Annotated in this window: 14 protein-coding genes; 7 read left to right on the top strand and 7 right to left on the bottom strand. The window is 45.4% G+C overall.

Features of this window, described 5'->3' with window-relative positions:
- Window positions 1-6 precede the first annotated feature (6 nt).
- From V1L65_RS18310 to V1L65_RS18340, 7 genes are all read right to left on the bottom strand, one after another.
- Entirely contained in the window at window positions 7-873 is an 867-nt protein-coding gene (locus tag V1L65_RS18310) for a carbohydrate ABC transporter permease (protein ID WP_331700670.1), read from the bottom strand.
- An 84-nt stretch (window positions 874-957) separates the two neighbouring features.
- Entirely contained in the window at window positions 958-1,908 is a 951-nt protein-coding gene (locus V1L65_RS18315; protein ID WP_331700671.1) for an ABC transporter permease, read from the bottom strand.
- Between the two features lie 276 nt (window positions 1,909-2,184).
- Window positions 2,185-2,373, bottom strand: coding sequence for a hypothetical protein (locus V1L65_RS18320; RefSeq protein ID WP_331700672.1), 189 nt, complete (start codon window positions 2,371-2,373; stop codon window positions 2,185-2,187).
- A gap of 335 nt (window positions 2,374-2,708) precedes the next feature.
- Window positions 2,709-5,003 carry a helix-turn-helix domain-containing protein gene (locus V1L65_RS18325; protein WP_331700673.1) on the bottom strand — a complete coding sequence of 765 codons (2,295 nt, stop codon included), beginning with the start codon at window positions 5,001-5,003 and terminating at the stop codon, window positions 2,709-2,711.
- 116 nt (window positions 5,004-5,119) lie between these two features.
- Window positions 5,120-5,971: a MurR/RpiR family transcriptional regulator gene (locus tag V1L65_RS18330; RefSeq protein ID WP_331700674.1), complete on the bottom strand. Its 852-nt coding sequence runs from the start codon at window positions 5,969-5,971 to the stop codon at window positions 5,120-5,122.
- Window positions 5,972-6,011: 40 nt separating this feature from the next.
- A complete protein-coding gene (locus tag V1L65_RS18335) occupies window positions 6,012-7,925 on the bottom strand; it encodes a hypothetical protein (RefSeq protein WP_331700675.1) in 1,914 nt (637 codons plus the stop codon).
- Between the two features lie 142 nt (window positions 7,926-8,067).
- Complete coding sequence (locus V1L65_RS18340; protein ID WP_331700676.1) at window positions 8,068-9,651, bottom strand: FAD-dependent oxidoreductase; 1,584 nt, start codon at window positions 9,649-9,651, stop codon at window positions 8,068-8,070.
- 240 nt (window positions 9,652-9,891) lie between these two features.
- Here V1L65_RS18340 and V1L65_RS18345 point away from each other — a divergent pair, with 240 nt between their 5' ends.
- The 7 genes from V1L65_RS18345 to V1L65_RS18375 all read left to right on the top strand — a co-directional run bounded on the left by V1L65_RS18345 (window position 9,892) and on the right by V1L65_RS18375 (window position 18,445).
- The gene (locus V1L65_RS18345; RefSeq protein WP_331700677.1) at window positions 9,892-11,223 is read left to right on the top strand and encodes an extracellular solute-binding protein; all 1,332 of its coding nucleotides are present in this window, start codon (window positions 9,892-9,894) and stop codon (window positions 11,221-11,223) included.
- 63 nt (window positions 11,224-11,286) lie between these two features.
- On the top strand, window positions 11,287-12,207 hold the full coding sequence (locus V1L65_RS18350; protein WP_331700678.1) for a carbohydrate ABC transporter permease: 921 nt from the start codon (window positions 11,287-11,289) through the stop codon (window positions 12,205-12,207).
- A 15-nt stretch (window positions 12,208-12,222) separates the two neighbouring features.
- Window positions 12,223-13,053: a carbohydrate ABC transporter permease gene (locus tag V1L65_RS18355; RefSeq protein ID WP_331700679.1), complete on the top strand. Its 831-nt coding sequence runs from the start codon at window positions 12,223-12,225 to the stop codon at window positions 13,051-13,053.
- 211 nt (window positions 13,054-13,264) lie between these two features.
- Window positions 13,265-14,557: an ABC transporter substrate-binding protein gene (locus V1L65_RS18360; protein ID WP_331700680.1), complete on the top strand. Its 1,293-nt coding sequence runs from the start codon at window positions 13,265-13,267 to the stop codon at window positions 14,555-14,557.
- Between the two features lie 32 nt (window positions 14,558-14,589).
- Window positions 14,590-16,377 (top strand): cache domain-containing sensor histidine kinase, encoded by a 1,788-nt coding sequence (locus V1L65_RS18365; RefSeq protein WP_331700681.1) that lies wholly within the window; start codon window positions 14,590-14,592, stop codon window positions 16,375-16,377.
- A gap of 5 nt (window positions 16,378-16,382) precedes the next feature.
- Complete coding sequence (locus V1L65_RS18370; RefSeq protein ID WP_331700682.1) at window positions 16,383-17,126, top strand: response regulator transcription factor; 744 nt, start codon at window positions 16,383-16,385, stop codon at window positions 17,124-17,126.
- A gap of 29 nt (window positions 17,127-17,155) precedes the next feature.
- On the top strand, window positions 17,156-18,445 hold the full coding sequence (locus V1L65_RS18375) for an ABC transporter substrate-binding protein (protein ID WP_331700683.1): 1,290 nt from the start codon (window positions 17,156-17,158) through the stop codon (window positions 18,443-18,445).
- The last annotated feature ends 368 nt before the right edge of the window (window positions 18,446-18,813 follow it).

Raw genomic sequence — 18,813 nt, forward strand, 5'->3', positions numbered from 1 at the left:
GATCAGCTACTCTTTTACTGCTCCAAGTGTTGCTCCCTGTACAAAATAACGTTGGAAAAATGGATATATCAGCATTACCGGAATAGTAGAAATCATAATCGAAGCCATCTTGATCGATTGCCCGAGCAGGAAAGGACTGTCCCCCCCTGATTGATACATCGCTTCATTATCAATAAGCATCGCTCTCATAAATAATTGGAGCGGCCATACGCTTTTGTCCGTTACATACATAACGGCTGTAAAAAATTCATTCCATTTGGCTACCGCGTAAAATAGTGAAATTGTCGCAATTGCCGGCATGGATAATGGCAGCACAATTTGAAATAATATACGATAGTCTCCGCAGCCGTCAATACGCGCTGCTTCCTCCAGACTTTCAGGCACAGAGGCCATAAACGTGCGCATAATAATCAGATTATACGTCTGAACCATCAACGGCATAATCATCGCCCACACCGTATTCATCATTCCCAGCTCTTTTACCACTAGATAGGTTGGTATTATACCACCACTGAACATCATAGTAAAAACAATTAAAAACATAATGACTCTGCCGCCTGGCAAATAGTTTTTCGATAATACATAAGCTGCCAGTGTTGTTACAATCATGCTCAATATTGTACCTACAACCGTCACAAATATACTAATTCCGTAAGAGCTCCAAAGCTGGTTCATACCTATAATGTACTCATAAGCCTCAAATGTAATCGTTTTCGGAATTAAGTGTAAATTAGATGCCATGCTCTCGCTAATCGGTGTAATCGATACAATTAATGAATCCCAGAATGGAAACAGGGTCAGCAAAGTGATCAACGTTAAAAAGGTGTAATTGCATGTTTGAAATATTTTAGCGCCTAAACCGGCCTTGTCCATAGTTTCTCTACCTCCTGCGCCTAACCAAAATGACTAATATTGAACGCTATCTAAAATAAACAGCCTCGCCGTTCTTTGTAAAAGCTAGAATATGCCTTGATCACCCTTCATTCGGGATAGCTGATTCGCGATGACCAGCAGCACAAAGTTAATGATGGATTTGAACAAGCCCAGTGCAGCTGCAAGGCTGAACTTTCCATCCGCAAGCCCTGTTCGATAGACATACGTATCAATAATATCGGCCACACGGTAAACGCCGGAATGATAAAGCACAAAAATTTGCTCAAAGCCAGCTTCCATCAAGCTTCCGATTCTAAGAATAAGCAAAATCATAATAGTTGTGCGAATGCTTGGCAAGGTAACATGCCATATTCGCTGCATTCGATTGGCTCCGTCCATCCAGGCCGCTTCATACAAGGAAGGATTTACTCCAGCAAGCGCCGCCATATAGATAATCGTATTCCAGCCGAACTCCTTCCAAATCATCGATCCTACAAGCGTGGAACGGAAATACGCTTCATCGCTTAAAAAGCCGATACTATTGCCTCCTAATGATCGAATAATTTGGTTAACAACTCCATCATCAGTAGACAATAAATTAATTAGCAGCCCGCCCATAATGACCCAAGAAATAAAGTGAGGCAAATAAATAATGGTTTGAACGGTGCGTTTGAATGCCATTTTGCGTACTTCATTAAGAAGCAGCGCAACAAATAACGGCAGCGGAAAACCGAAGAATAAGCGATACAAGCTTATTACAATCGTATTCCAAAATACTTCCCAAAACTTATCCAGCTGCAGCAGCGCTTCAAAATGCTTGAAACCAACCCAGGGGCTACCATGAATCCCCTTTATAATGCTGAATTGTTTAAAAGCAATCGTTGCGCCGTACATCGGATAATAATGAAATATTAAATAGTAGGCGATAGCTGGAAGCAGCATCAGGTATAAATTGCGGTAGCGAATAACTTTCCGCAAGCCTTCAAATCTGCTCCGTTTTACATGAACGTTCAGTCTTGTTGTAGGGGCTTCCAAATTGGCGAGCCTCCTTTCTTTTCGTTTTTGTAAGCACTTTCAGCATAAGTCTGGAAAAGGCTTTCAACAAGAATCAATCGATCGCATCAGGCTGAAATTACGAAAAGAAAGCGGTATCATTATATCAGATCCGATTCACTTCTTATAAAAACGGTTGATTTTACGGGATTTGGCGCACTCTCCGCTACTCTCTCCTACTGCTTAAAACTGACCAAAATTAGCCGACCCGAAATTTGTAACGAATCCCTGTTAGGGTGTCTATTAATTGTCGATAGGTCAATAAGCAATCGAAAGGGAGGTTACTACAATCAAGTTTGGGATTCCGACCGCTGTTATCGTCCAATTCTTTTGATGAAATAACCCCTGTAAAGGATTAAATTGGCCTACAAAGGCGGCGCTGCCGCTTCTCCATTCCCAATCTTGCTCTTCGTTCCCCTTTCGTTTTGCTTGCCAATAGTTGCCCATAATTAATCGACATCCTCCCTGGACACGCTATCCGACCGAAATTGGACGTCCCTAGCTGGTCAGTCGTTCCGTTATTACGCCCAAATTCGCAGTTTAGAAGCGGCAAAGTGACAGACGTTCCGTTATTGGTCAATAAATCGCAGAAAAAGCCTCTTTTAGAGCCGAATAGCGGAACGTGTGACCGCCAAATTAAAAAAAAGGTGGTTTTAAGGCAAATAACGGAACGTGTGTCCATATCGATTTATTGCAGGCAGCAGCGTCCCTCCGCTCAAACTTAACGACAGCAGCATCCCGGTCATTTACTTGTAACCTTATATTAAAAATTAAAAAAACGGCTATTGCAGCCGTTTTTCAATTTCGCTGTTGCGATATTCTGTCGGAGTTAAGCCCGTCATTTTTTTCAGCGTGCGATTCAAACTTTGCTTATTGCTGAAGCCTGACATTTCGGCCACCTCATTAATCGAATAATCCGTCTCTGCAAGCAGGCGGCACGCTTCCTTGAAGCGAATATCGGTCAAATAATCGATAAACGTCATGCCTGTCGTATCCTTAAACAGCTTCGATACATAATTGCTGTTCATAAAAATCATATCAGACACCATTTGCAGGCTGAGCTGCTCCCTGTAATGCTCACGAATATACGCAACCAGCTTCATCATAACCTCGGAATGCTTGGAGCTGCTTCTTGCCTCCAGGCTTTTAGCAATGCCCTCCATAATGCGCAGCAGGTAGCTGCTTATATCCTCCGTTGTTTTCAGCTTCATAAATTCATAATGCCAGGTGCTGCTCTCGATTTCTTCCTCGGGAAGCGACAGCTCAATTCTAACTTTAACAAGCGCGTTGAATAAATGGGAAAGTATTATATTTTTCAAATACATGCCCGATTGCTCGTCCTGCTGCACTTGATTCAAAATCATCGCTTTTGTCGCAACCGCCTTATCAAAACTTCCCGTCTTCAACTCGCCCGTCAAACGATCGATATACTGCTGATAATTAATAAATGAATTGCGGTTAGCGCGATTTACATTCAGATCATGAATGGACAAAATACTTCCTTTTCCGGATATTTTCTCATAAAGCAATACTTCGACCGCTTCCTCATAAGAAAGATGAATATCGGTCAGCCTTTCATATTTGCCGCCTATTCCGATCGTAATGACATCGATAAGCTCGATCTCCTCTGCAGCCTGCTGCTGTATTTTAGCGGCGAAGCGCTTCATTTCCTCCGTTTGCCGCTCATCGCTCTGCCAATTTTCATGATGCAAAATAAGCACGTCATGCTTATGATAAGCAGCAATATAAGCGCCCTTATAAGTTTCAGCAATCAGCTTTTCGCAAATGGTTCTGATATGAAAATATACCCAGTTTTTCAGTTTTTCATCCATTTGCACCGCTTCACCTGTAACCAGATGAGCTCTTAAAACGAGCACGATATAATTGGCAGAGCCCAAATCCATATCGTAATACTGCAGCTGATCGCTTGTAGCCTCTTCATCCGATAGTTTGCCCGAAAGAAGATTTGTCAGCAAATGATCACGCAGCAATAGCTCCTGAGCCTGAAATCTTTGACGAAACGCTTCATTTTCAAGCTGAATATGGTCGATTGATTTGCGTATATAACTGAACTCATCCTGATGCTTCTCGCGTTTATCCATATGAATGCCTAGCGCCTGCATCATGCTGCGAATTGGACGGTAATGACTTTTCGATATAATAAGCGCAAACAGCAGACCAACGACTAGTCCAATCCCGGCTATAAGGATCGTCATCGTAATTACTTCATAGGAGCGCTGGAACAAATCATCATAAGGGTTAATCGTGACGTAAATCCAATCGTTAAACGGAGAGCGCAAATACGTAATAAACATTTTTTTACCGTCGATCTTTTGCATAAAATAGCCGTCGCTGCTGTTTGAAAACGCTGACATATCAATCCAGTCGAATCGGTCAAGCAGCATGCTTTTATCTTTATAAGACAATACTTCGCCTTCGTCATTCAAAATAGCTACATTGCCAAGCTTGCGATTATTCGTATTTACTACTGCGTTGTAAAGCACATCTTCCTTCAAATTAATCATTAGCGCGCCTAATTTTTTCTGATTTCTAAGCGGCGTGCTTACCATATAACTAATAAAATGTTCATCTCTATTTACCGACTTAACCTGCGTAGCTTCCCAAGCCGATGTCAGCTTAGAGTTAAGAAAGCGCTCTAGCGTATCTCGATTGGAAAAGCTGTCCAGCTCTGTAATCCCTTCGCTGGAAATTAATTTTTTATTTTGAGCGCTGTACAAATAAATAGAATGAATGTAATTAGATGAGGTTAAACGCGTATCAAACGTTTTTGACGTTTCCATCAAAAAGCGGTACTCATCATCTAAATTCCAAGGCAGCATAACAGATTTAAGCACGCTCGAATCCAAGCTAAGCGCGGTTGTCATTTGCTGCACCTCATATAATGACTGATCGACTATTTTGCTTGTTTGCAGCAGCAGCTCATTATTGGCTCCCACAATTTCTTCTTTTAGCAAATTGGAGGTATAGTTGTACAGCAAGGATGCCAGCAAGCTAATACTTACAACGACAACTATCGTGATTTGCAGCAGCAAGCGCAAGTAGACAGATTTCTTCATTCTAATCCCCCTATTCTAGGTGCACCTTCTTAGAATAACAAAAAACTTATTTACTTCGCACCTGTTTTGATGCAAAATAAATAAGTTTTTATTGGAATTTTTTGAAATGGTTCGTTTTAGAACATTTTGTCAGATATCGCTTTTGCTGTTTTCTCACGGTTTCTAAGCGCGTCATCCTTCATACGCAGCGCTACTGCTACGTTTAAAATATCGATTATGGCAAGCTGAGAAATTTTGGCCGACATGGAGCTGCCCTGCAGCGGATTTTCTTTGGCAACCATAAGCAGCGAATGATTGGCCAGCTTCGTAATCGGCGAACGCGCATTGCTTGTAATCGCAATAACTTTAGCGCCGGCTGCTTTGGCAAGCTGCAAATTGTCGATTGTATCCTTCGTGCTGCCGGAAATAGACAAGCCAATTGCGACGGAACGCTCATCCATTAGAGATGCTTCAATCGCCTGAAAATGTGTATCCTGCTTGGCATAGCTTCTAATACCGATTCGTGAGAAGCTATGGGCGGCCTGTGCTGCCGATAATCCTGACGAGCCTACCCCGAAGAAATGAATGCTTTCAGCTCCAGTTATAAGATCGATCGTTTTGGCAAGCTGCTCCCGATTCAGCAGCTCTCTGGTCTGCTCCAATATTTGCAAATGAGTGGAAATCACTTTATGCTTTAGCGCAGCCGGATCATCCTGCTCCGTCACCTCGTTATGCAGATGGTCCGTCGGGCGCACCAAATCCTGGGCGAGCGACAGCTTGAAATCCTGAAACCCTTTAAACTTCAGCTTGCGGCATAAGCGCAGTACCGACGTCTCTCCGACATCCGCTTTTTCAGCCAGCTCAGTAACAGAGTAATAAATAACATCCTGCGCATGATCTAAAATATATTTTGCTGCCTTTTGTTCCGTTTTCGTAAGTCCGTTATAATGGCTTTGAATGTTAAGAAGCGTAGCTCCTACACTTTGCATGAATGCGATCATCCTTCCTTCAACAAAAATCATCCGCTATTTATCTGTATTTTTCGATTAATTGATCGCGAGCAAGCCCCATCATAAGTCCGGCTGCTATTTCAGCAACCGTCCAGCCTGATTCTATCGCCCATGGCCCCCAGCCAGCATCGGCAGGAGAAGCATACACTTCCTTCAGGTTTACATCAAACGCTCTTGCCCAAGCGCCATGAATATAATGATTATCGCTATGAATTTGCGCCTGAACGATGAATCTGGCATGCTCCTCCCACAAACGGAGGAAATCGTCATCCTTCGTTACAAAATAAGCCTGCATAAATGCGACTGGCAGCCAGTTGTTGGAATATAATAAATCTACAACAGGATCTCCGTTATGTGCAAGCAAGGAGCTTTCGCCTTCGCCGACCTCGTTGCGCATAACCGCTGTATAGCCGCTGTCCCACTCCAAATAAGCGCCAGACGAATGCCGGAATTTTTGTAAATCCTGCGTTACTTGATAGAGCCAATCTTTATATCGGTCAGCCCCCGTCACCCAATAAGCCCAGCTGAGCGGTAATATCAAACGGCAATATTCCTGCGTCTCGCTTTGCTCTCTCGTCGTGTTCGGATACACATTCATAATCGTATCAAGACCTCTTAGTGCGGTATCCAAAAATGACTGCTTGCCGCCAAGCTTGTACGCCAACAGCAGTGCTGCTATATAATAACCATTATAATGAGCGCTCGGCAAATTACCCGGCTCCATGCTTAGCTGTGCAATAGCGGCATTGGTCAGATCCTTATTGTCTGTCCGCATAATGCGAGTGCCGTCAACGCCCGTCGTTTGCACTAGAAACTCTAAAATTTGAAAAATTTGAGGCAGCTCGTCATCCTTATTCTCATAAAGCTGTTTGAGCAGCTGCGGAATAATAGCTCTTGCCACATCATCCTGATAGCAAACTCCCCAAGCTTCCTCGGTCCAGCGCATCATACCGCGAAAAGGTCCCCATTCCTTGCATACGAAATGGTCTATCATGTATTGATAAAGCTGATTGGATAACTCAAGGCTGCTTGAACGGCCATGAACAAGATGCTCCATATAATAGGCAAAAGATATTTCGCCAATACAATCCGCCCGCTGTACGCTGTTTATTTTTTGGCTTCCGTCACAATAAATTTCAGAGCCGAGCCCTTCAATTGCGCCTTCTAACCCATTATTTCTAACGATGTTAGCGCGTTCAAACCAGCCCATTGCAAGCTGCGCAGCATACATGGCCTGCTGATCGATCGTCCAATCCGCGCGCAAACTTCCAGTTGTGTAGCTCTGGGGAAGCTGCTCCAAATCGCAGGGTTGCCCGGTCAGCCACTCCATAATAAACGCAACGATCTTCTCTATTCGTGCTCTTGGCGCAAACCTTGCCCTAATAAAAGAACTGAGCCTAAACGAACATACAAGCAGCTGACCCTGATTCTCGAACCATAGAGCCCGGTCCGAAATATGCTTATGGAAATCCGAAGGCAGCTCTATTCCGTCATGAGCGTGTACCGTCGTATATTGCAAAATCGGCACGTTATGGCTGCACGCAATATCATGCGGCTTGATGCGCATGCCGCTCTGATCCTCCAGCAGCATGCCAAGCTCCAGCCCGTCGATTTGAACGTCCTTAGAGCAGAATACCAGTCTGCGAAACTGCGTGCTTTCCGGCGGCGCACAGTATACATGTCCAATGCTCGCAACGTATTCGGCAAAAACCTTTTTTCCCTTTTGCATTTGCGCTTCTATAATAATACGTTCGGCAGCCTTAAGCAGCATCGGCTTATTGTCTGTTCCGCCAAGCATCGCAATGGCGTCATATTGCTCAAAATCTACAGCTGGAATGCTGCGCGGTTCTATGACATCAACGGCCAGCTTCTGCAGCTTGATCGCATCAAGCAGATCGCTAGTGCCTGAAGTTATGACAGCTATCTTCTTCATCGCTTTGCCTACCATCCCGTCTTCTTCGATTTATATAATAAATAAAGTATACGCAACAGATTTAATATTGCAATTTTGTCCATAAAGAAGCACAACAGCCGCCCCTGACTGTTTCTTTGCAGGAGCGGCTTTGCCATTCTTATTATACGGAGTGTGTATGCGGCCACTCCAGTTCAAAGCCTTGATCCTTCAGCAGCTGCTGGAATTCTGTCAAATAGACTTTGTTTTCCCTTACTTCTTTTGGCGTAACTTGCTTCGTCATACAGTAAGCCGATAGATGGCCCACTGCTTCGCCAATGTTCCATTCCGAAGGATGCACTCTGTAGCAGCCATTCGTAATATGAGTCGTTCCGATATTTTTACTTGCAGGCAGCACGTTTTTCACGCGAACTGGAATGAGGCTGCCAAGCGGAATTTGGAACGGATAGGCAGATATATCGATAAATGTATTAAGGCCTGTGCTCGGATGCAAATCTATACGGTAGCAGCCCACGCCTACAGAATCCTCAAACGGTACTGCTGCGGTGAGCGGCGATTCCGGCTGCGCGCTAATATGCTGTTCCGTTACTGTAGACAAGGATTGAATTCGGCGCGCTTCGCGAATATACGGATATTTAGCCAAGCCATCCTCAGTTCCGACAACATCCTTTCTAAGCCGCAGGCCAGGATAGCCTTTGCCGCCATCAGGTCTTGGCGCTTCCGTCTGCATCCAATATAGAAGCGATAGGCTCAATTGCTTGGCCATGTATAGATGATGCTGCCTTTCTTCCTCGCTTACATCAATAATCGAGCCTAGCCAATAGTCGTTCTGCGGCCAGTTTACGATCGTAATGCTGCTGTCATAAGTGCCTTCTTCAAAGTTGTCCTTATCAATAATCTGACGATACTCCCATAGCGAGAAGCGGCCTGGCTCCGGGAACAAGGAATATTCAATCGGCTCAAGCGTATGCGGCACAAGGCCGTACCAGCTTAATTGCTTGGTTGGCCAGAACGGAGCCTGGTAATCCTTCCAAAAGTCATACTCCGCCGGCCGTTCAATCGTATGATTCTCGCCTTCGATGTAGTCCATCGCAAAGCAGTACGTAAACGCCTGCATATTTTGCGGCTCAGCCGGTCCGTCTACCGCATGCGGCTCGCCCAAGTCCTGCTTCGATTCAGCGCCAGTTACGTACTCTACGCCAGCCAGCGGGAGCAAATCTCCACATTCCGTCGCATCTATAAAGTATGTGCCTTGCAGCACGAGCTGCTTGCCTGTGCGCAGCCCTTGAACCGTTACTGCTGTTACCGCGTCATCCTTCGTCTCCGCATGAACTGGAATATGCTCTGTCATAATCGAAAGCTTACCGCTATTCACATAAGGTGCCAACATCTCAGTAAGTACATGCAGCGCTGCGCGCGGCTCATGGCTAATCCGGCTTACATTAGCTGTGCCGGGATTAAGGCGGTCGTTCTCCCTCGCTTTTTGTGTAACAGGGAATAGATCCTTATAATACTTTCTAATATTGTCGCGGAAATTACGATAGGACCTCGTACACCCAAAGGATTCTATCCATTTATGCTCATCTGGCGGCACCGCCTGATTCGTCAGCTGTCCGCCAATCCAATCCGTCTCCTCCGTCATAATGACCTGCTTGCCCATCTTAAGAGCCGATAATGCAGCCGTGCAGCCGCCCAAGCTGCCCCCGATGATTACAATATCAGCCTTCGTAACGTTCTGCGTAGTCATTCTAGCAACTCCTTAAAGTGTATAATAGATTTGTTTTTCAAAATAATAAATGCATCAGCTATAAAATTGGAGATTATATTCTTTATACTATTTAGTTTTGGAGAAAAAGTCAACTTTATATAAACATATGACCAAAGTGGTATTTTGCATGTTCAAAGTGCCTTATGTCTTGTTTCTTGGTCATGATAGAATGAAAGCGCTATCAAAATAAAACCGATTTGTTGAAAGGGGTTCCTACTCATGCGTAAATCGTTAACGATTATTTGTGCTCTTATGCTTTTGTTTGTTGCCGCCTGCGGCTCTGGCGGCAGTGAAAAGCCTGCCAGCAGTACTTCTCCTGCTGCAACTGGCCCAGCGACAAAAGAGCCTGAAAAGCAGACCGCATTAAATGGAGAAAAGAAAAAGCTTTCGCTTTGGTTTATTGAATCCGGCAAACGTCAAGAGATTATTGAGGCAGCCGTTAAAAAATTTATGGATGAGAACCAAGATATCGAGGTTGAAGTTGTTCAAATAGCAAATGACCCTTACAAAACAAAGCTATCCGTAGCGATGGGCGGCGGCAATCCGCCTGATCTGTTCCATTCATGGGGCGGCGGCTGGCTGAAGCAATTCGTGCAGGCCGATCAAGTGCTTGAGCTGACGGGCAAGATCGATGAAAGCTCTTATATTCCTGCAGCGCTTGGCGCAGCAACGTTCGATAATAAAATTTACGGCGTTCCTTTGGCCATGTCGCTCGTACCTGTATTTTACAATAAAGAAATTTTTGAAAAGCATAGTATCGAAATACCAAAAACATACGATGAGCTGCTAGCTGTCGTAGATAAGCTTAACGAGGCAAAAATCATTCCATTTGCTATGGCCAACAAAACGAAATGGCCGGCTGCCTTTTTCCTTATGTATTTTGCCAATCGCGTAGCTGGCTCCGAGATCTTCGGTGAAGCTTATGAGCGCAATGGACGCGGCTTTGATGACGAAGCCTATGTAAAGGCAGGGGAAATGATTCAAGAGCTGGTGAAGCGCAATGCGTTCAACCCGGGCTTTAACGGGCTTCAATATGACACTGGACAGTCTCGTCAGCTGCTGTACACAGGCAAGGCTGCGATGGAAATTCAAACCGCTTCCTACATTAATAATGTCCGTAACGAAGCGCCAGAATTTGAAGCGAAGCTCGGTATTTTCCCATTCCCTGTTATCGATGGCGGAAAAGGCAAAGCTACCGATCTGGTCGGCGGAATCTCGCCCGTATTTTCAATAGCTGCAAAAACGAAATATCCGGAAGAAGCTTTGAAGCTTGTTCAAGCGCTCACCTCATTGGAGCTCGCCCAGCAGTTGGCAGACGAAGCCGGCATGATCAGCGCGATACAAGGCGTAAATTACTCAGATCCATTCACGAAAGAAATGAACGATATGCTCACTTCTGCCACCTTTATGCAAACCTTCTATGACCAGACACTTCCTGCTGAGCTGGCGGAGCTTCACAAGGATACAACTCAGTCGCTATTCGGGCTGTCTGTTACTCCCGAAGAAGCCGCCAAGCAAATGGAGCAGCTTGCACAAGATTTATTGAAATAACGAATGGCGCGAGGGGAGGAGATTTCTCCCCTCGCCTCTAACGGAAGGAGCTGGACGTACGTTATGAGCACCGAACAGACCGTCACAAAGCAGCATGGAAGCAATAAGAAGCAATATGGCCTCTTTTTAATCTCATTTATCGCGCCAGCTTTGCTCATTTACTTGCTTTACGTTGTCTATCCGATCTTTGCCACTCTGTATTACAGCTTATTCAACTGGACCGGCATTCAAGCGGATAAAACCTTTATTGGCTTTGATAATTATGTGCGCCTTTTCAGCGATAAAGTTTTCTTAAAAACGATTTTCAACAATCTGGTTCTTGTAGTTGCCTCTGTTGCGACTCAAATCCCGCTCGGACTTGTCATGGCATTGATATTGTTTGCGCCTATTCGAGGGATGCGTTTATTCCGCACAGTTTACTTTTTGCCCTTATTAATGTCCACTGTTGCGCTTGGTATTCTATGGACATTTATTTATGACCCTATCTTCGGCATTGTGAACCGCTTCCTGGAAGCAATCGGTCTTGGGGCCTGGCAGCAAGGCTGGCTCGGCGATCCCAAAACAGCATTTATTGCAGTCATTATTACAATATGCTGGCAGTTTACACCCTTTTATATGATTCTATTCCGTGCGGCTATGTCTGGCATTCCAGATGATATATATGAAGCTGCCGAAATTGACGGATGCAGCGGCTGGAAGAAATTTTGGCTCGTTACATTGCCGCTTATCAAGCCTACCATTATTACTTCCTGTGTACTTTCCGTTATCGGCTCACTGAAATATTTTGATCTCATCTTCGTTATGACTGAAGGCGGTCCGGACAGCAGAACAGAGCTAATGGCAACCTACATGTACAAGCAAGCTTTCGCCAAATTCAATATGGGCTATGCAAGCTCTGTCTCCTTCTCCATGTTCATCATTGCTTTTGTCGTCGCTATCTTCATTCTTATGCTGGACCGGACAAGAAACAAGATCGATGAATAGTTCATTCAGAAAGGATTGATCCTGTTGCTATCTGCCTTCAAACGAATCAGTCTGTATGCTGTGGCACTGCTGTTTCTATTTTTTACCGGCTATCCCTTCTTATATATGCTTGCTACCTCTTTTAAAACGCAGGCTTATTTTTTCGAAAGCCCTACCTCCCTTTGGGGAACGTTTGTATGGGAAAATTATAAGCTAGTATTTGAGTTAGGGATTGACCGCTATTTTGTAAACAGCCTGCTCATATCCATTATAAGCGTCGTAATTGTTATTTTAACATCGGCAATGGTAAGCTTTCCGCTATCACGCATTCGCTTTAAACTGAATCGTCCGCTTTACTTTCTATTTCTCGCCGGCATGATGATTCCGGTTCATACCACTTTAATTCCTGTCTATGTTCTGACTAGAGAAATCGGTCTGTACGATTCGCTTTGGTCGCTGACCGGGCCTTATGTTGCCTTTAGCCTGCCGATTTCCATTATTATATTGACGCAATTTGTGAAGGAAATTCCAAAAGAGCTTGACGAAGCCGCCATCGTCGACGGAAGCACGCATGCCCGGCTGTTTTGGAGCATTATTTTCCCTTTGCTGACACCGGCGATTGCCACGATCGGAATTTATAACTTCATTCATATTTGGAATGAGTTTGTGTTTGGGCTTATTTTGATCACTACCCCTTCCAAAATGACTCTGCCATTAGGCTTGCGCGCATTTTACGGTGAATTCTCCGTTAATATTCCTGGTATTATGGCCGCGATTACACTCGGCACCCTGCCGCTTTTAATTGCCTATTTTACCGCGCAGGAGAAGGTCGTCAAAGGCTTGTCCGCCGGCGCCGTGAAAGGGTAGCCGCTCTGCTTTATGCTTATAAGTCAGCTTATTGCTCCAACGAGGAGCGGAGGCTGGCTTTTTGTTCACTTTTGAAAATTATCCATTGTTTACAATACCTATTGCATAGCTGATTTAACTGCGACTACAATGGAGGTCAGATAGAGGCTTCTCTCTTGAATTAGCTTGAGCGTTTCTTTTCAAATTTCTAACAAGGGACTGATTGACAGCCATGAAAAAGTCGGCAGCTGCCATTTGTATTCTCCTTGCCTTATTAACCTCATGCGGAGGCACCTCTCCAAAAACGGAGAACATTCCCGATCTACCACCTGACCAAGATGCAGCAGAAACAAAAAAGCTGGTCCTGTGGTTAATTGAAACGGGAAAACGATTAGATATGATTGAATTGCAGGTTGAAAAATTTATGGAGGAGCATCGTGATATTGAAATTGATATCGTACAAATTCCTAACGATCCTTATAAGTCAAAGCTTAAATTAGCGCTGGGCGGCAGCAATCCGCCGGATGTTTTTCATTCCTGGGGTGAAGGCTCGTTGAAGCAATACGTTCAAGCGGGACAGGTGCTTGAGCTTACGAATAATATAAATACCGATGCTTTTTTACCTGCCGCTCTTAAAGGAGCAACTTTCGACGAAAAAATTTATGGAGCGCCGCTTGCAATGACCGTTGTGCCTGTCTATTACAATAAAGAAATTTTTTCCAAGCATGGACTTGAAATTCCTGCAACATATGAGGAATTGCTAACTATAATCGATAAATTGAATGCCGAGAAAATATATCCGTTTGCGCTAGCCAATAAAACGAAATGGCCGGCTGCTTTATTTTTAATGTACTTTGCCAATCGTATAGCCGGAAATGAAGTTTTTGCCGAGGCCTTCGAGCGCAACGGGCGAGGCTTCGATGATGAAGCTTATATCGAGGCAGGCCGGCTCTTACAAGAGCTGGTTCAGCGAAATGCCTTTAGCCCCGGCTTCAACAACCTGCAATATGACGCGGGGCAGTCCCGCCAGCTGATCTATTCTGGCAAAGCGGCCATGGAAATTCAAACATCCAATTATATTAACAACGTCCGTAACGAGGCGCCTGAATTTGAAAAAAAACTCGGTATCTTTCCTTTTCCAGCTGTTGCAAGCGGCGAGGGTCAGCGTACAGACATCGTTGGCGGCATTTCGCCTGTCTTTTCCGTTTCCGCCAACTCTAAGCATCCTGAAGCAGCTGTCGCGTTAATCCAATCGCTGACTTCCTTGGAGCTTGCCCAAAGGATGGCTGACGACGCAGGACTCATCAGTGCTATAAAAGGCGTGCAATATTCTGATCCCTTTACCCGGGAGCTGAACAAAATGATGACCTCCGCAACAAGTGTCCAAACCTTCTATGACCAGACACTGCCTCCTGAGCTGGCCGAGCTGCATAAGGATACAACACAGGCGCTGCTCGGCAATGAGCTTACCCCTGAAGAAGCGGCTGCTCAAATGGAAAGGCTCGCTCAAGAGGTTTTGCGCTAGCCGTACATGTCAGACAGTGAGGAGGGGTAATCATGGCACGCTTAATCACATTGCTTCGCTTAAACCGTACGCGCGTACAGATACTGCTCGGCTTTTTAACCGTCATTGCCATTGTGCTTTCCATTGCCGGCGGATATCTTTACCGTACCTTGTCCGATCAGCTTGTCCGCGAAGCCGAGCAATATGTCGGAGCTACTGCCGAGCAGGCAAGCGCAAGGCTCGATGCTGTCTTTGCCCAGGTCGATGCCCTTACTCTTCAGCTGATTACAGATCCGCGCATTCAAGACCTTCTATACAAGGTGCATGTCGGAGAAGCGGTGTCCATTGAAGACAAGCTGTCCGTTCGGCCCATTTTATATCATCTGATGGCATTTTCATGGCAAATCGAAAGCATTGAGCTTTATGCCGGCGAAGATCCCTTCTATCCGCTGGAAAATCAAAATTTTCTTATTCGCATCGGACAGGAAGCGGCCACCTTTGCCAATTTGCGCGAAGGCCAGCTCGTCTGGACCAGCAATCGCCATAAAGCTGAAAAGCACTTGCTGGCTGTGAGGCAAATTCGTCTTCAACAGGACTACCTTGCAGCTGGCGGGTACGTTATTGTAAAAATTTCTGACGCGCTGCTAAGCTTTTTTCATACCGAGTTTTCAGCCTTCAAGGGCGGCACCATGTATTTATATGATCAGCGCGGCAAGCTCGTCGCTGCGAGCTCGCAAGCTTTGCTTGACGCCGAGCAGCTGCAGAAGCTGGCCGTTCAAACTACTGCCGGACAATCCGGGGAGGCTGCTGTATCCTCGCCCATTGTACGAATTAATAACACGGACTATTTGCAAATTATCCGGCAATCCAATGAAACGAATTGGTCCATATTGATGCTTGTGCCGCTAACAGCGATCACAGGCGGACTGCTTGTATTAAAAAAGGCCATTATTTTCGGAGTCTCGGTCAGCATTATAATCTGCCTTCTGTTAGTAGGCGCGCTGTCCAGTTTAATTACTAAGCCAATTATTAAGCTGCGCTCCAAAATGAGGTCTACGCTTAGCACCTTGCCTGAACCTAACAACGAGCACTATTTTAATTTTGAAATGAATGAACTGAATTTGTCCTACAATAAGCTCGTTCAAGAGCTGCATGATATGGTTGAAACGGTTTATGAAAAGGAGCGGCTGAAAAATCAAGCCGAAATTAAAATGCTGCAGGCGCAAATTCATCCGCATTTTTTATTTAATACGTTGGAATCACTGCACTGGATGCTCGTAGAAAAAAAAGAAACGGACGGCGCAAGAATGGTCATCGCTCTGTCCAGGCTGTTTAGATACTCAATACGTTCCACATCAAACGATGACTGGACGACGCTTGACGATGAGCTTAACCACTGCCGCATGTATTTAGAAATTATGGGCTACAGGCTTGGCCCTCGATTAAGCTGGCAGGTGCACTCTGAGCAAATGCTGCATACGCTAGCCCTGCCCAAGCTGATGCTGCAGCCCCTTGTCGAGAATGCGATTGCGCATGGCATCGAGCCTCGCGTTGAAGGCGGACATATTGCGATTAACGCACTGCCTGTTCATATTCATGGCAAGGCCCACGTGCGTATTGAAATTAAAGATAACGGACTGGGCATGAAACTGGATGCGCTTTCAGAGCTGCGGAGCAGATTGCAGGCTGAATCGGCCGCTCATGCGCAAACGCCAGGCTTAGGCTTGCTCAACGTTCAACACCGGCTCAAGCTGTATTTCGGCACCAATTATAGTTTACAGCTAAAAAGCTCACCAGGTGAAGGGATGCAAATTGCCATGATTATTCCAATAAGGAGCTGATTATAATGCTAAGCAGTCCTGTTATTCTGATCGCTGAGGATGAATTGCCCACCAGACGAGGCATCGTAAATACTTTGATGGAATGGTCGCAGGGGCAGCATACGCTGACCAGCGCTGCCAATGGGGTCGAAGCGCTTGAGTTTTCACGAACGCACCGTATCGACCTGCTTATTACCGATATTAAAATGCCCGGGCTGGACGGCATTGAGCTGCTGCAAGCGATGAAGGACGATGGACAAGATATTACTTCCATTCTGCTTACCGGATATGCAGAATTTGAATATGCGCGTTCAGCTATGTCGCTTGGAGCTGTCAATTATATTCTGAAGCCGGTGGAGCCGGCAGAGTTGGTCCGTGCTGTGAAGCAGGCGCTGCAAGCGAAGGCGCGTCAACCAACGATCGATAAGGATAAAGCACTGACTCCAGTAGTTAAAAATGAATTTGTGAAAAAAGCGCTGCAGTTTATTCACAGCTCTCTGTCCGAGCCGAGCCTTACAATCAGAGAGGTCGCTGATCATATTCATCTCAGCTCCGGTTATTTGTCCGTCTTGTTCAAGGAGGAGCTCAACATGACCTTTAGCGATTATATCGCCAGCCGCCGCATGCAGCTTGCCAAGCAGCTGCTGCTTCACACCGATAACAAAATTTATGAAATAGCGGAAGCAGCCGGCTTCAGCTCCTCCAAATATTTTGTAAAAGCCTTTCGTATGAATGAAGGGATTACCCCAAAACAATTTCGCAAGGGCTAGCAGGAAAGCGAGGTGTTTATTAGCTGCTTATGATGAAGAAACCGAATCGACTACTAAATCTTTCTGTACTGCTTATTTTAATACTGGCAATCGGCTGTTCCGCTTCCCCATCAATTAATGTCAATGAAAAAAATAGAGGAACGGTCAGCAACCCTACTAAAGTCACCTTTTGGAATATTAATACGAATGACAAGCGTCAAAAGCATTGGGAGGAAAGCATCCAGCGGTTTAATGAATCCCAATCGCGCATCCAAATCGTACCTTATTTTTATGAGATAGAAGCCTATAAAAATAAATTGAGTGTTGCCATGATGTCAGGCAAGCTGCCTGATATTTTCTACTATTGGTCGGGAGAGCCGTTTAAATATATGGTCGATTCGCAAATTGTAGCAGACTTGACGGAATGGTTAGAAAACGATCCTGAGCTCAGCAGCCGATTTTATCGGGGAGCGCTGCATAGCGCACAGTACTATGACCGTATTTATGGCATACCGATTTCTCTCAATAAGGTTATGCTCTGGTACAATAAGGAGCTGTTTGCAAAATACAAGCTGAAGCCGCCTGCTACTTGGGATGAGCTGCTTCATGCTGTTGCTGTCCTGCGAGAGCAGCAAGTCGAGCCGATAGCGATTTCAGGCAAGGAGCGCTGGCCGCTACTGCATTGGTTCGCCTATTTATCCAACCGCATAGGAGGCGCCTCGCCATTCGAGCGCGCAGCAAAAGGGGCAGACAATTTTACAGAGCGCAGCTTCGTAGAGGCGGCCTTATTGTTTCGCGAGCTGATTGACTGCAAAGCATTTATGACAGGCTTTCTCGGACTGGATATTGCTGCGGCGGAAGAAGCCTTTATTGAAAGAGAAGCAGCCATGTATTTGCAAGGAGACTGGGCGACAGAAAAGCTGCTGCGCAATCCGGACATTGGATATTTGCCCTTCCCTTCCATTCAGCAGGCAAAGCAATATAATGACTACTACGGCGGCTATTCGGTAGGATGGGCGATTGCTCGAAATAAAAATCAGGAGGCTTCCTTTGAGGTTCTGATGCATATGCTAAGCATGCCGGAACAGACGTTATATGTAGAACAGACAGGCTCTCCTTCCTCGCTGCAGCAGCTGGAGGTAGACCCTACTCATATGAATGCCGCTGTCTATGAATATATTAAAGCTGCTAATGAGACGCCTAAAACCTATTTCCGCTTCTACGACCAGGATCTGGATGACAGCCGCTCACAGCTGCTGCTTGACGCCATTATGAAAATTGCAGGCTCCGAGCAAATCACCGAGGAGGAAATTATCCATTTGCTGCAGCAAATTGAATAACTGCCTGTTCAGTTGGTGCTGTATGCCAGGCTGTTGAGTAATAATTCTAACGAAGCTGGCTAGGGTGTCGATTAATTGTGGATAGGGCAATAAGCAATCTAAAGGGAGGCTGCTACGATCAAGTTTGGGATTCCGACCGCTGATGTAGTCCAATTTTTTGATGAAGCAACCCCTGTAAAGGATAAAATTGACCTACAAAGGCGGACGCTGCCGATTCTCCATTCCCAATCTTGCTCTCCGTTTCCCCCTTTCCCATTGCTTATCAAGCGTTGCGCACATGAATCGCGACATGGACACACGTTCCGTTATTTGCTTCAAAAACGCGTTTTTTTTAATTTCGCGGTCACACGTTCCGCTATTCGGCTCGA

It is taken from the genome of Paenibacillus sp. IITD108 (assembly GCF_036541265.1).
GTDB lineage: Bacteria > Bacillota > Bacilli > Paenibacillales > Paenibacillaceae > Pristimantibacillus.

Excerpts from the sequence above, each read along its gene's own strand:
- V1L65_RS18310 (WP_331700670.1), bottom strand. The coding sequence starts at position 873 with ATGGACAAGGCCGGTTTAGGCGCTAAAATATTTCAAACATGCAATTAC.
- V1L65_RS18320 (WP_331700672.1), bottom strand. The coding sequence starts at position 2,373 with ATGGGCAACTATTGGCAAGCAAAACGAAAGGGGAACGAAGAGCAAGAT.
- V1L65_RS18325 (WP_331700673.1), bottom strand. The coding sequence starts at position 5,003 with ATGAAGAAATCTGTCTACTTGCGCTTGCTGCTGCAAATCACGATAGTT.
- V1L65_RS18330 (WP_331700674.1), bottom strand. The coding sequence starts at position 5,971 with ATGCAAAGTGTAGGAGCTACGCTTCTTAACATTCAAAGCCATTATAAC.
- V1L65_RS18335 (WP_331700675.1), bottom strand. The coding sequence starts at position 7,925 with ATGAAGAAGATAGCTGTCATAACTTCAGGCACTAGCGATCTGCTTGAT.
- V1L65_RS18340 (WP_331700676.1), bottom strand. The coding sequence starts at position 9,651 with ATGACTACGCAGAACGTTACGAAGGCTGATATTGTAATCATCGGGGGC.
- V1L65_RS18345 (WP_331700677.1), top strand. The coding sequence starts at position 9,892 with ATGCGTAAATCGTTAACGATTATTTGTGCTCTTATGCTTTTGTTTGTT.
- V1L65_RS18350 (WP_331700678.1), top strand. The coding sequence starts at position 11,287 with ATGAGCACCGAACAGACCGTCACAAAGCAGCATGGAAGCAATAAGAAG.
- V1L65_RS18360 (WP_331700680.1), top strand. The coding sequence starts at position 13,265 with ATGAAAAAGTCGGCAGCTGCCATTTGTATTCTCCTTGCCTTATTAACC.
- V1L65_RS18365 (WP_331700681.1), top strand. The coding sequence starts at position 14,590 with ATGGCACGCTTAATCACATTGCTTCGCTTAAACCGTACGCGCGTACAG.
- V1L65_RS18370 (WP_331700682.1), top strand. The coding sequence starts at position 16,383 with ATGCTAAGCAGTCCTGTTATTCTGATCGCTGAGGATGAATTGCCCACC.
- V1L65_RS18375 (WP_331700683.1), top strand. The coding sequence starts at position 17,156 with ATGATGAAGAAACCGAATCGACTACTAAATCTTTCTGTACTGCTTATT.